12 protein-coding genes are annotated in these 12,289 nt (G+C 67.6%); 11 read left to right on the top strand and 1 reads right to left on the bottom strand.

Annotation, left to right across the window (positions count from 1 at the left end; translation table 11 throughout):
* Positions 1 to 78: 78 nt before the first annotated feature.
* From ACQCSZ_RS23165 to ACQCSZ_RS23140, 6 genes are all read left to right on the top strand, one after another.
* Entirely contained in the window at positions 79 to 1,002 is a 924-nt protein-coding gene (locus tag ACQCSZ_RS23165) for a pseudouridine-5'-phosphate glycosidase (protein WP_427005928.1), read from the top strand.
* 10 nt (positions 1,003 to 1,012) lie between these two features.
* On the top strand, positions 1,013 to 1,900 hold the full coding sequence (locus ACQCSZ_RS23160; protein ID WP_427005927.1) for a carbohydrate kinase family protein: 888 nt from the start codon (positions 1,013 to 1,015) through the stop codon (positions 1,898 to 1,900).
* Positions 1,901 to 2,025: 125 nt separating this feature from the next.
* Positions 2,026 to 3,447 (top strand): MFS transporter, encoded by a 1,422-nt coding sequence (locus ACQCSZ_RS23155; protein WP_427005926.1) that lies wholly within the window; start codon positions 2,026 to 2,028, stop codon positions 3,445 to 3,447.
* A gap of 84 nt (positions 3,448 to 3,531) precedes the next feature.
* Complete coding sequence (locus tag ACQCSZ_RS23150; protein WP_427005925.1) at positions 3,532 to 4,110, top strand: DUF1097 domain-containing protein; 579 nt, start codon at positions 3,532 to 3,534, stop codon at positions 4,108 to 4,110.
* A 3-nt stretch (positions 4,111 to 4,113) separates the two neighbouring features.
* Positions 4,114 to 4,254 (top strand): hypothetical protein, encoded by a 141-nt coding sequence (locus tag ACQCSZ_RS23145; protein WP_427005924.1) that lies wholly within the window; start codon positions 4,114 to 4,116, stop codon positions 4,252 to 4,254.
* A gap of 48 nt (positions 4,255 to 4,302) precedes the next feature.
* Positions 4,303 to 4,788 carry a carbonic anhydrase family protein gene (locus tag ACQCSZ_RS23140; protein ID WP_427005923.1) on the top strand — a complete coding sequence of 162 codons (486 nt, stop codon included), beginning with the start codon at positions 4,303 to 4,305 and terminating at the stop codon, positions 4,786 to 4,788.
* 31 nt (positions 4,789 to 4,819) lie between these two features.
* Here the strand turns inward: ACQCSZ_RS23140 and ACQCSZ_RS23135 are convergent, their stop codons facing one another.
* The gene (locus ACQCSZ_RS23135) at positions 4,820 to 5,752 is read right to left on the bottom strand and encodes a threonine/serine dehydratase (RefSeq protein WP_427005922.1); all 933 of its coding nucleotides are present in this window, start codon (positions 5,750 to 5,752) and stop codon (positions 4,820 to 4,822) included.
* Between the two features lie 266 nt (positions 5,753 to 6,018).
* On the opposite strand from ACQCSZ_RS23135, the gene ACQCSZ_RS23130 reads away from it, so the two are divergent.
* From ACQCSZ_RS23130 to allB, 5 genes are all read left to right on the top strand, one after another.
* Positions 6,019 to 6,819, top strand: a complete 801-nt coding sequence (locus ACQCSZ_RS23130) for a hydroxypyruvate isomerase family protein (RefSeq protein WP_427005921.1) — start codon at positions 6,019 to 6,021, stop codon at positions 6,817 to 6,819.
* 108 nt (positions 6,820 to 6,927) lie between these two features.
* Positions 6,928 to 7,806 carry a 2-hydroxy-3-oxopropionate reductase gene (locus ACQCSZ_RS23125; RefSeq protein WP_427005920.1) on the top strand — a complete coding sequence of 293 codons (879 nt, stop codon included), beginning with the start codon at positions 6,928 to 6,930 and terminating at the stop codon, positions 7,804 to 7,806.
* 130 nt (positions 7,807 to 7,936) lie between these two features.
* On the top strand, positions 7,937 to 9,727 hold the full coding sequence (gene gcl, locus ACQCSZ_RS23120) for a glyoxylate carboligase (protein ID WP_427005919.1): 1,791 nt from the start codon (positions 7,937 to 7,939) through the stop codon (positions 9,725 to 9,727).
* 26 nt (positions 9,728 to 9,753) lie between these two features.
* Positions 9,754 to 10,944 carry a glycerate kinase gene (locus ACQCSZ_RS23115; RefSeq protein WP_427005918.1) on the top strand — a complete coding sequence of 397 codons (1,191 nt, stop codon included), beginning with the start codon at positions 9,754 to 9,756 and terminating at the stop codon, positions 10,942 to 10,944.
* Complete coding sequence (gene allB / locus ACQCSZ_RS23110) at positions 10,937 to 12,280, top strand: allantoinase AllB (RefSeq protein ID WP_427005917.1); 1,344 nt, start codon at positions 10,937 to 10,939, stop codon at positions 12,278 to 12,280. The genes ACQCSZ_RS23115 and allB overlap by 8 nt, the downstream gene beginning before the upstream one ends.
* Positions 12,281 to 12,289 lie beyond the last annotated feature (9 nt).

Raw genomic sequence — 12,289 nt, 5'->3', positions numbered from 1 at the left:
TTCTTGTTGCCTCAGAGTGGAGCCAATAGCTTGGGTACATCGAAGGTATCGATCTACCCAACAGAAAGAAGACCCGCCATGTCTTCCACGCTTGCCACCAACGCCGTCTACGTGTCCGAAGAGGTCACCGCAGCAGTCGCCGAGGGACGCCCCGTCGTCGCCCTTGAATCGACCATCTTCACCCACGGCCTGCCCCGCCCCCGCAACATCGAGGTCGCCCTGGAGGCCGAGGAGTCCCTGCGCAAGTCGGGCGTCGTGCCGGCCACCATCGGCGTCTACAAGGGCGTTCCGACCGTTGGCCTGAGCATCGAGCAGATCGAATCGCTCTCGAACGATGACTCCGTCACCAAGGTCAGCCTCCGCGATCTGCCCGTCGCCGCAGCCCTGCGGCTGAACGGCGGCACCACTGTGGCAGCAACTGCATTCCTGGCCCACAACGCAGGCATCAAGGTGTTCTCCACCGGCGGCCTCGGTGGCGTCCACCACGGCGCCTCCACCACGTTCGACGAGTCCGCGGACATGACCACCCTGGCCCGCACCCCCATCATCGTCGTCAGCGCCGGCGTCAAGTCCATCCTGGACGTTGCAGCAACTCTGGAGCGCTTCGAGACCCTCAACATCCCCGTGGTCGGCTACCAGACCAAGAAGTACCCGGGCTTCTACGTTGCAGACTCCGGTTTTGAGATTGAATACTCCGTGGAGACGCCCGAGGAAGTGGCCGCCATTTCCAACGCCCGCGACTCCCTGCAGATCGAAGCCGCGCTGCTGCTGGCCAACCCGATCGCCGAGGACAAGCAGCTCCCGCCGTCCGAACTGGACGACATCCTGGCCCGCGCATGGGCCGAGGCCACCAAGAACGGCATCTCCGGCAACGAGACCACGCCGTTTCTGCTGGACTTCATCCAGCGGGACACGAATGGCCGTAGCCTGATCGTCAACGTTGATGTTTACCGGAGCAACGTAGCCCTGGGCGGCCGCGTCGCAGCGGCCTTGGCCCGTTAGTACTGGAGGTATGACGATGCTCGGTGTGGTAGGCGACCTGGTTGAGGACGTGATCGTGTGGCTGGGAGAACCCGTGCAGCACGGCACTGACAGCAAAGTAGAAATCTTCCACACCCGCGGCGGCAGCGGAGCCAACGTGGCCGGGTTCGCTGCCGCGCTGCATCCCACCCGGTTCCTGGGCTGCGTTGGCGATGACCATGTGGGCCGTTTCCTTGTCGATGACTTGGAAGGCAAGGGAGTCGATGTCAAAGTCCAGCGCCGCGGAAAGTCCGGCACCATCGTGATTCTCATCGACGAGAACGGCGAGCGGACCATGCTCCCGCAGCGTGGCGCTTCCATGCTGCTCCAGGACGTTTCCGACGACTGGATTGACGGCCTGGATCTGCTTCACGTTCCGGCCTACTTCTTCGACGGAGGGCCTCTGCAGCACACGTCCTGCGATCTGATCCGCCGGATGAAGAAGCGCGGCGGACTGGTCTCCGTGGATGCCTCGTCCACGGGCATGCTGCAGCACTTCGGCGTCGATCCGTTCCTGGACCTCATGGCGGAGCTGGGCCCCGATTTCATCATCGCCAACCAAACGGAAGCCGCATTGTTGCAGCTCTCCAGCAACGGCGTTCCCGGGGACGGCCTGGCCCGTCTCCCGCACACCATCGTGGTTGCCAAGTCGGGGCCGGAGCCCACGGTGGTCCACATCCCTGGCCGTGAGCGGCTTGTGGTTCCTGTCCCGCCGGTGGACTGTGTCCGCGACCTCACCGGCGCGGGCGACGCCTTTGCCGCCGGCTTCCTGGCCGGATACTTGCAGACCCGCCAGCTGTGGGAAGCCTGCGTCACAGGCCATGCCACCGCGGCGAAGGTCCTCTCCTCCCCCGGGGCATCCATGGCCGAGGCCGCCTAGCCCGAACACTTCCAGTCCGACGGCGGTGGGCGCCGGTTCTTCCTGACGCCCACCGCTTTCACGACCGCACAAACGCACACCAGCTTCCCACTCCAACTTCCGCATGCCCAAGAAAGGTAGTCCCAATGACGGCGACTGCTCTAATTCCTGAAGCTACAAAGAAAATCCGCATCGGCGCGCTGATGGTGGCCCTGTTGGCCGCCTGCACCGCATTCCAGCTCAACGCCAGCATGCTCAGCCCGGCACTGGTGACCATGGCAAAGGAACTGCACACGGACGAGGTCAGCGTCGGTCTCTCCCAGACGGCGTTCTTCACCAGCACCGCACTGTTCGGCCTGTTCCTGCCGCGGCTCAGCGACATTGCGGGACGGCGGAAAATCCTGATCCTGATGGTGGCCGGCATGACTGTGGGGGCAGTCCTTGCGGCCTTTGCGCCGAACATGGAAATGCTGTTCGTGGCACGCGCCATCCAAGGCATCTCCGGCTCGATCATTCCGGTCTGCCTGCTGATGCTGCGCACGGAAATCACCGACCGCAAGAAGTACGGCACCCTGATGGGCGTGGTCGCCGCAGTCAACGGCGGCATTGCCGGCCTTGATGCGCTGGCCGGCGGCTACCTGGCCACAGCGTTCGGCTTCCGTTCCATCTTCTGGGTGATCACCGGCGTCGGGATCGTGGCGACGTATCTCGTGGTGCGCATCGCGCCGGACTCACGCCCCTCGGCAGGCGTCAAGATGGACTGGCGCGGCGTGGTTCCCCTGGTCCTTTCCATCCTGTTCCTGCAGCTGGCCGTAAATGAAACGGGCAAGCTGGCCGCGGCCGACTGGTCCCACGTGGCCCTTTTCCTGGCGATTGGCGCCGCCGCGGGCGTGGTCTTCTGGGTGCTCGAAGGCCGCACGGCCGAGCCACTGGCCTCCCCGCAACTGCTCAAACAACGGTCCACCTGGGCCATGGTGCTGACCACAGTGCTGACCATGACCGGTGTTTTCGCCACCGTCAACGGTGTGGTGATGTCCCTGGCCCAGAACCCTGCGGTCGGGTTCAACCTCCAGGCGGATGCGGCCTCGCTGTGGCTGCTGACACCGTACGCGCTGGTCGGCTGGGCCGTGGGGCCCTTCGCCGGACGGTTGGCACCGGTCCTGGGCTACCGCACCATCCTGCGGATCGGCCTGCTGGGCAGCATTGTGGGAATCGTGGTCCTGGCCCTCTGGGGCGTCCATTCCCTGCCGATGCTGATCGGCGGCACCGTGCTCCTGGGCATCACCTACGCCGGCATGGCCAACATCATGCTCAACGGTCTGGGCGTGGTGCTTTCGCCGAAGGACAACCCCGGGTTCCTGCCCGGCCTCAATGCCTCGGGCTTCGGCCTGGGTGCCGGCCTGAGCTTCGCGATCCTGCCGGCCGTGCAGCTCGCGTCCAGCTCCGGCGGAGCCGCCACCGTGGACGGTTACTCAGCCGCCATGCTGGTAGGTGCGGGCATTACCGGCCTGGCGTTCCTCATGTCCCTCCTCATCCCCAAACCCATCAATGCTGAAGTAGAGCACTGATGCCCCACGGCGCGCCGCCGGCCCCCAGGTCGGCGGCGCGCCGTTTTTCCTGCAACCCGCGTCACCAGCCAAAGGATCAATTGCATGCGTTTTCGACTCCCGGTGGAAGTTTCGGCAACATTGTTGGCCGCGTCCACTGTGTTCGTCGGCATGGCCGGACTGCCCGCGTGGGGCATCTTCCTTGGCTGGGCCGCCACTTCGCTCTGCGGCGGGCCAACGGGCCGCGTTGTTGCGGTCCTCTGGCGGACCCTGCCGCTCGGCGCCGTCTTCGCGGTGGCCACAGCATTCCTGCAGGGGTGGCTGGCTGGCGTTTTCGGTCCGGACGTTCCGGTTTGGGCCTCCCTGCTGCTGGCCATCCTGGTGATGAACCCGGGCATGCTGCTGCTGGGCCGCATCCGGGCACTATCGCTGATCCCCGGCATGTTCATCGGTTTTTCCACTGTGCTGGCAACCCAGGCGGGTCACTTTGGTCCGGTGCCTGGAAACATCATGTGGTCCGCAGCCTGTGGTCTTGCGATGAACCTGGTTGGACTCGGTGTCGCCTGGGCGGCCACGGCAATGTCCGGCGGCCGGCCCGCCACAGCGCCTGCGGCACCTGCATCTCCCACAGCACTTCACGCCCGCCCCTACGGCCCGCAGGAGAGTACCGCCAGCAGCCGCTGAGCGATGGGCTTTGCCCGCAAGGTGGCCGACCGCGTGGTGTTCATCGACGGCGGCAGGATCGCCGCCGACCTCCCGCCGGAAGAGTTCTTCTCCGAAAGCAACACCAACCCGCGCATCCGGTCGCTCCTGGAGAAGGTTCTGTAACCCAGGACTCCTTCGGGGACCGTGGGTCACATCCTGCGGTGAGGCTCTGTGACAAGACCTGCCACCGGCCCCGTGGGCATCACGGTCAGCAGCAGGCAGTACGCCTTCAAGCGGATGCACTTCCATGCCCCGTCCGAGCACACGCTGGACGGCGTCCGGCACGAGGCCGAGTTCCACTTCGTCCACCAGGCCGACGACGGCGGGCTGGCCGTCGTCGGGATCCTCGCCACGGTGGGGACGGCCAATGCGGCGTGGGCGCCGTTCACGGACGGCGTGCCTGCCGCAGCCGGCGGGCAGAAGGTGGCGGCCGGCGTCGTGGACTTCCCGGCGCTGTTCCCGGCGTCGCTGGATCATTTCGCGTACGACGGCAGCCTGACCACTCCGCCCTGCTCGGAAGGCGTGCGCCGGCTGCTCCTCGAGACCCCCGTCGAGCTGGGAGCCGGGCAGCTCGCCACGCTGCGCGCGGCGCACGCGGGCAACAGCCGGCCGGTCCAGCCGCTCAACGGCAGGGACGTCGTCGTGGTCGATCAGTAGCGTCGCGGCAGGGCACCCGCCGCTTCCGGGGTCAGACCGTGGCGGGGTCCGTGTTGGCGCCGCAGAGGATCACGGCCACGCGTTCCCCGTCCGCCGGGACGTAGGCGCCGGAGTGCAGGGCGGCGAAGGCCGCGGCCGCGCCGTGCTCCACCATGATGCGGTACTGCTCCCACAGCAGGGAGCGGGCGGCCACGATGTCCTCGTCGGAGACCAGCACAGCGCGGACGCCGGTACGGACGGCCACTTCGAAGCCGATCCGGCCGATCTGCCGGGCCCCCAGGGAGTCGGCGGCGATCCCGGAGACGGCCACATCCACGGGGGTCCCGGCCGCGAGCGCGGCGTGCAGGGTGGGCGTGGTTTCGGACTCGACGCCCACCACTTTGGCCCGGCCCTCCACGGCGGCCGCGACACCCGCCATGAGCCCGCCGCCGCCCACGGCCACCACCACTGTGTCCACTTCGCCCAGCTGCTCCAGCAGCTCGGTTCCGATGGTGCCGGCGCCGGCTGCGATCTCGGGCTGGTCGTAGGCATGGCAGTAGACCGCGCCGCTCTCGGCGGCGTAGGCCATCGCGGCGTCGTACGCCTCGGAGTATTCGGCACCGTGCTGGACCACCTTGGCGCCGATGGCCCGAAGTTTCTCGACCTTCACGACTGGGGCAGTCTCGGGCACGAACACGGTGGCAGGGACGCCCACTTCCGTGGCGGCGTAGGCGTTGGCGAGGCCGGCGTTGCCGCCGGAGGCCACCACGATGCCCACGTCGTCCTTCAGTTCGCCGCGCTCCCGGCAGGCCAGGACACGATTGAACGCGCCCCGGGCCTTGAACGTGCCGGTGTGCTGCATGAACTCGCACTTGAGCCACACCTCGCCGGGGAACGTGCCGCGGTCTGCCTCCAGCACGGGCGTGACGCGGATCCTCCCGGCAATCCGGGCAGCGGCTTCGTCGACGTCGGTGCGTGTGATCATGGGGAAATCCTCGTTCCGGGGTGGGGCTGGGTTTAACGATCAGGCTATACGGACAGTCGGGCTGGATGGTCATGCACGGCGACAGCCGCCTGCCACCCATCTCGCCTTGGCCTCCCAAACCTCCGCTGCCCCACACACCCCCTTGACTCCCACCCACTCCTTCTCTAAACTTTTCATAAAGCAGAATCTAAATTCCACAAAGCGGAAACTCAACAAGAGCCGAACGCTGGAAGATAGATCCCAGCCCCTCCTCGGAAGGACCTACGATGACGTACACAGTGAACTGCTCCATCCTCCTGACGGAGCTTCCCCTGCTCGAGCGCCCCGCAGCCGCGAAAGCAGCGGGTTTTGACGCCGTCGAGTTCTGGTGGCCCTTCGACACCTCCGTCCCCACGGACGCCCAGGTCACCGGGTTCGAGAACGCCATCCAGGACGCCGGCGTCCAGCTCACGGGCCTGAACTTCAACGCCGGCAACATGCCCGGCGGCGACCGCGGCCTGGTTTCCTGGCCCGCACGCTCCACCGAATTCCTGGACAACATCGACGTCGTTGCAGGCATCGGCGAGCGCCTCGGCTGCAAGGCCTTCAACGCCCTCTACGGCAACCGCGTCGACGGCGAATCGGCCGAGAAGCAGGACGCCATCGGCGCCGAAAACCTCGCCGCGGCAGCCGCGGGAGTCGCCCGGATCGGCGGCACCGTCCTCCTGGAACCGGTCAGCGGCGCGCCCCGGTACCCGCTCCTCACCGCGGAGGACGCCCTCACGGTGATCGCCCGGGTGAAGGCTGAAACCGGCGCGGAGAACATCAAGCTCCTCGCCGATTTCTACCATCTGGCGGTCAACGGCGACGACGTCGCCGCGGTGATCGAAAAGCACGCCAAAGACTTCGGCCACATCCAGATTGCCGACAACCCAGGCCGGGGGGCTCCCGGAACCGGAGAGCTTCCGCTTGGTGAATGGATCGCCCGCAGCCGGGAACTCGGCTACACCGGAAATATCGGCCTCGAATACAAGGAGCCGGCGGAAACGGCCTTCAGCTGGGCCATCCGCGAGCGCGTCTCCCGCTAAGCCCCACCCGCCCAACTGACTAGCAGTAGATGTCGTTTTGAGCCCTCATAACGACATCTACTGCGACCTAGTTGGGTCCGCCACCAAAACTTTCAGTAAGGAACCATCATGAGCAACGTTGCAGTCATCGGACTCGGAATCATGGGCCTGCCCATGGCCATCAACCTCGCCAAGGCCGGCCACGCCGTCACCGGCTTCAACCGCAGCCAGGACAAGATCGACAAGCTGGTCTCCGAGGGCGGCCGGGGCGCCACCAGCATCGCGGACGCCGTCAAGGACGCCGACGTCGTCATCACCATGGTGCCGGACTCCCCCGACGTCGAGGGCGTAGTCAGCGGCAAGGACGGCGTCTTCGCCAACGCGAAGAAGGGCACCTTGTGGATCGACGCCAGCAGCATCCGCCCGGACGTTGCCAAGCGGCTGGCCGACGACGCCAAGGCAGCCGGCATCCGCGCCCTTGACGCCCCGGTCTCCGGCGGCGAGCAGGGCGCCATCGACGCCGCCCTGTCGATCATGGTGGGCGGCGAGGCCGCAGACTTCGAGGCAGCGCAGGGCGTCCTCAACGCCGTCGGCAAGACCATCGTCCACGTCGGACCCGCCGGCTCCGGCCAGACCGTCAAGGCAGCCAACCAGCTGATCGTGGCCGTCAACATCGAGGTCCTCGGTGAGGCCATCGCCTTCCTCGAGGCCTATGGCGTGGACACCGACGCGGCCCTCAAGGTCCTCGGCGGCGGCCTGGCCGGCTCCAAGGTCCTCGACCAGAAGGGCCGGAAGATGCTCGACCGCAACTTCGAGCCCGGCTTCCGCCTGGCCCTGCACCACAAGGACCTCGGCATCGTCACCTCCGCCGCCCGCGAAGCCAACGTCGCCGTTCCCCTCGGCGCCGTCGTCGCGCAGCTGGTCGCCGCCACCGTCAACCAGGGCGACGGCGGACTGGACCACTCGGGCCTCTTCAAGCAGGTCCTCCAGCTCAGCGGCCGCAAGTAAGCACCTCCGGCAGTAGCTGGACAACAAGCAAAACCGGCGATCCGCCGTCATACATCACGACGGCGGCTCCCCCAGACACACCCATTTTCGGGCCTCGACAGGCTCGACCACCAGATTTTAGGAGTACACCATGACTAAGATGCGCACCGTAGACGCAGCAGTCGCCATCCTGGAAAAGGAGGGCGCCACCGAGGCGTTCGGCCTGCCAGGCGCGGCCATCAACCCGTTCTACTCGGCCATGAGGGCCCACGGCGGCATCCGCCACACCCTGGCCCGCCACGTCGAAGGCGCCAGCCACATGGCCGACGGCTACAGCCGGGCCAAGGACGGCAACATCGGCATCTGCATCGGCACCTCCGGCCCCGCCGGCACGGACATGATCACCGGCCTGTACGCCGCGTGGGCCGATTCCATCCCGATGCTCTGCATCACCGGCCAGGCCCCGGTGGCCAAGCTGCACAAGGAAGACTTCCAGGCCGTGGACATCGAGTCCATCGCCAAGCCGGTCACCAAGATGGCCATGACCATCCTGGAACCGGGCCAGGTTCCCGGCGCCTTCCAGAAGGCCTTCCAGCTGATGCGCTCCGGCCGCCCCGGTCCGGTGCTGCTGGACCTGCCCATCGACGTGCAGATGGCCGAGATCGAATTCGACATCGACACGTACGAGCCCCTGCACGTCGAGAAGCCCAAGGCCAGCCGCAAGCAGCTGGAAAAGGCGCTGGACATGCTCACCGCTGCCCGGCACCCGCTGATCGTGGCCGGCGGCGGCATCATCAACGCCGGCGCCTCCGCGCAGCTGGTGGAACTGGCCGAACTGCTGAACGTTCCGGTGATCCCCACCCTGATGGGCTGGGGCGCCATCTCCGACGAACACCCGCTGATGGCCGGCATGGTGGGCCTGCAGACCTCGCACCGCTACGGCAACGAGACCATGCTGGCCTCCGACTTCGTGATCGGCATCGGCAACCGCTGGGCCAACCGCCACACCGGCGGCCTGGATACCTACACGGCCGGCCGTAAGTTCGTGCACATCGACATCGAACCGACCCAGATCGGCCGGGTCTTCTCGCCGGATCTGGGCATCGCGTCCGACGCCGGCGCGGCGCTGGACGGCCTGATCGAGCTGGCACGCGAGCGCCAGGCCGCCGGGTCCCTGCCGGACTACTCGGGCTGGGTTGCCGAATGCGCCGGGCGCAAGGCCACGATGCACCGCAAGACGCACTTCGAGAACATCCCGATCAAGCCGCAGCGCGTGTACGAGGAGATGAACAAGGCCTTCGGCAAGGACACCACGTACGTGTCCACCATCGGCCTGTCCCAGATCGCCGGCGCCCAGATGCTGCACGTGTTCGGCCCGCGCAAGTGGATCAACGCCGGCCAGGCAGGCCCCCTGGGCTGGACCGCACCGGCTGCCCTGGGCGTGGTCCGCGGCAAGCCTGACGAGACCGTTGTTGCCCTCTCCGGCGACTACGACTTCCAGTTCATGATCGAGGAACTGGCCGTGGGCGCGCAGTTCAACCTGCCGTACATCCACGTGGTGGTGAACAACTCCTACCTGGGCCTGATCCGCCAGTCCCAGCGCGGCTTCAAGATGGAACAGAACGTGTCCCTGGCGTTCGAAAACATCAACTCCACCGATCTCTCCACGACCGCAAGGGGCTACGGCGTGGATCACATCAAGGTGGCGGAAGGCCTGGGCTGCAAGGCCATCCGGGTCGAGGACCCCAACGACCTGGGTGCCGCGTTCGGCAAGGCCAAGGCCATGATGGGCGAGTTCCAGGTTCCGGTGGTGGTTGAAGTGATCCTGGAAAAGGTCACCAACATCTCGATGGGCACCGAAATCAACGCCGTCAACGAGTTCGAGGACCTGGCCGAGACCCGCGAGGACGCCCCGACCGCCATCCGCTCCTCGCTGGCCTGACGCAAACAATGGAAGGAGGAACCAGCATGCGCGTGGTCATCGCCCCCGACAAGTTCAAGGGCTCCCTGTCCGCCCCCGACGTCGCCCGTCACCTGGAAGCAGGGCTGCGGGCAGCGTGGGGAACCGCAGGCTCCCGCGGTGAGCTGGCTGTCCTCCGGATTCCCGTGGCCGACGGCGGCGAGGGCACCCTCGATGCCGCCGTCGGCTCCGGCTTCACCCGCCGGAGCGCCGTGGCCAGCGGCCCCACCGGACAGCCGCTCCGGGCGGAGTTCGCGGTCCGCGGACGCGAAGCGGTGATCGAAATGGCCGCCGCGTCCGGGCTCGCCGTCCTGCCGGACGGCATCAAGGACGCCACCGGGGCCACCAGCCTGGGCACCGGTGAACTGATCCGCGCAGCGCTCGACGCCGGGTGCCGGCAGATCATTCTGGGCGTCGGCGGGAGCGCCAACACCGACGGCGGCGCCGGGATCCTCCAGGGACTCGGCGCCAGGCTCCTCGACGCCGGCGGCCGGGAACTCCCGCCCGGCGGCGGCGCCCTGGCCCGGCTGCACCGGATCGATTTCTCCGGGTTCGACACCCGCCTGGACGAGGCCCGCTTCATCCTGGCCAGCGACGTGGACAACCCGCTGCTCGGCCCCGAAGGCGCCCCCGCCATCTTCGGCCCCCAGAAGGGCGCCACCCCTTCGGACGTCGCCGCGCTCGACGCCGCGCTGTCCCGCTTTGTCGAGGTGCTCGCGAAGGAAATCGGCCCCCGCGCCGTCAAAGCAGCCCTTGCCCCGGGCGCCGGCGCCGCGGGAGGCGCGGGCTACGCCGCCATCGCGGTCCTGGCCGCGACGCGCAGGCCGGGCATCGACGTCGTGCTTGAATTCACCGAACTCGGGCAGCGGCTTGCCGGCGCGGACCTGGTGATCACCGGCGAAGGCAGCCTGGATGAGCAAAGCCTCCTCGGCAAGACCCCCATGGGCGTTGCCCGGGCGGCCGGACGCGCCGGAGTCCCCGTCATCGCGGTCTGCGGACGCACCACGCTGGGCGCGGAACAGCTCCGGAAGTCCGGCTTCCGGGACGTCCATGCTTTGACGGAGCTGGAAAGCAATGTAGACACGTGTATAGCGGAAGCGGGACCGCTGCTGGAACGCCTCGGTCGGCGCATCGGCGAGCAGCTGGCGGCCCTGGCTCCGGCAACGAACGCCGACACGAAGGAGGCCCTCCATGCCTGAAGAGACATTTGACCTGGTGATCCGGGGCCGGCGGGTCCTGACCACGGCCGGGATCGCCGCGCGCGAGGTCGGGGTCCGCGGCGGGAAGATCGTGGCGATCGAGCCGCTGGGCAACAACCTCTCCGGCGCCGAAACGATCGAGCTGGCCGACGACGAGACCCTCATCCCGGGCCTGGTGGACACCCACGTCCACGTCAACGAGCCGGGCCGGACCGAGTGGGAGGGCTTCGCCTCCGCGACCCGCGCGGCGGCGGCCGGGGGCGTGACCACCATCATCGACATGCCGCTGAACTCCATCCCGCCCACCACCACCGTGGAGAACCTCAAGCTCAAGCGCAGCGTGGCCGCGGACCAGGCGTTCGTGGATGTGGGGTTCTGGGGCGGCGCCGTGCCGGGCAACACGGCGGACCTCCGTCCGCTGCACGACGAGGGCGTGTTCGGGTTCAAATGCTTCCTGCTGCACTCCGGCGTGGACGAGTTCCCGCACCTGGAGGCGGACGAGATGGAGGCCGACATGGCCGTCCTGAAGTCCTTCGATTCGCTGATGATCGTCCATGCGGAGGACTCCCACGCGATCGACCACGCACCCCACCCGGGCGGGGACCAGTACGCCACGTTCCTGGCCTCCCGCCCCCGCGGCGCCGAGAACAAGGCGATCGCCGAGGTGATCGAACGGGCCCGCTGGACCGGGGCCCGGGCGCACATCCTGCACCTGTCCTCCTCGGACGCGCTGCCGATGATCGCCACGGCCAAGCGCGACGGCGTGCACCTGACCGTGGAGACCTGCCCGCACTACCTGACCCTGATGGCCGAGGAGATCCCCAACGGCGCCACCGCGTACAAGTGCTGCCCGCCGATCCGCGAGGCGTCCAACCGGGAACTGCTGTGGAAGGGCCTGCAGGACGGCACCATCGACTGCATCGTCTCGGACCACTCACCCTCCACCCTGGACCTCAAAGACCTGGAAAACGGCGACTTCGCCGTGGCCTGGGGCGGGGTGTCCTCCCTGCAGCTGGGCCTGTCCCTGATCTGGACCGAGGCCCGGCACCGCGGCATCGCCCTGGAACAGGTGGTGTCCTGGATGGCCGAGAAGCCGGCCGCCCTGGCACGGCTCTCCACCAAGGGCCAGCTGGCGCTTGGGTACGACGCGGACTTCTCGGTCTTCGCCCCGGACGAGGCCTACGTCGTGGACGTCTCCAAGCTCAAGCACAAAAACCCCATCACCCCCTACGACGGCAAGGCACTCTCCGGCGTCGTCCGCAAAACCTTCCTCCGCGGCACCCTGGTCGACGGCCGGACCCCCACCGGCAAACTCATCCGCCGCGGCGGGATTTGAGCCGTGCAC

Source organism: Pseudarthrobacter sp. H2 (genome assembly GCF_050157045.1).
Lineage (GTDB): Bacteria > Actinomycetota > Actinomycetes > Actinomycetales > Micrococcaceae > Arthrobacter.
Note: the sequence above shows the minus strand (reverse complement) of the source record. Positions and strands in the feature narration are given on the sequence as shown.

Coding starts and splice junctions, on each gene's coding strand:
- ACQCSZ_RS23165 (WP_427005928.1), top strand. CDS start 79: ATGTCTTCCACGCTTGCCACCAACGCCGTCTACGTGTCCGAAGAGGTC.
- ACQCSZ_RS23160 (WP_427005927.1), top strand. CDS start 1,013: ATGACGATGCTCGGTGTGGTAGGCGACCTGGTTGAGGACGTGATCGTG.
- ACQCSZ_RS23155 (WP_427005926.1), top strand. CDS start 2,026: ATGACGGCGACTGCTCTAATTCCTGAAGCTACAAAGAAAATCCGCATC.
- ACQCSZ_RS23150 (WP_427005925.1), top strand. CDS start 3,532: ATGCGTTTTCGACTCCCGGTGGAAGTTTCGGCAACATTGTTGGCCGCG.
- ACQCSZ_RS23145 (WP_427005924.1), top strand. CDS start 4,114: ATGGGCTTTGCCCGCAAGGTGGCCGACCGCGTGGTGTTCATCGACGGC.
- ACQCSZ_RS23135 (WP_427005922.1), bottom strand. CDS start 5,752: ATGATCACACGCACCGACGTCGACGAAGCCGCTGCCCGGATTGCCGGG.
- ACQCSZ_RS23130 (WP_427005921.1), top strand. CDS start 6,019: ATGACGTACACAGTGAACTGCTCCATCCTCCTGACGGAGCTTCCCCTG.
- ACQCSZ_RS23125 (WP_427005920.1), top strand. CDS start 6,928: ATGAGCAACGTTGCAGTCATCGGACTCGGAATCATGGGCCTGCCCATG.
- gcl (WP_427005919.1), top strand. CDS start 7,937: ATGACTAAGATGCGCACCGTAGACGCAGCAGTCGCCATCCTGGAAAAG.
- ACQCSZ_RS23115 (WP_427005918.1), top strand. CDS start 9,754: ATGCGCGTGGTCATCGCCCCCGACAAGTTCAAGGGCTCCCTGTCCGCC.
- allB (WP_427005917.1), top strand. CDS start 10,937: ATGCCTGAAGAGACATTTGACCTGGTGATCCGGGGCCGGCGGGTCCTG.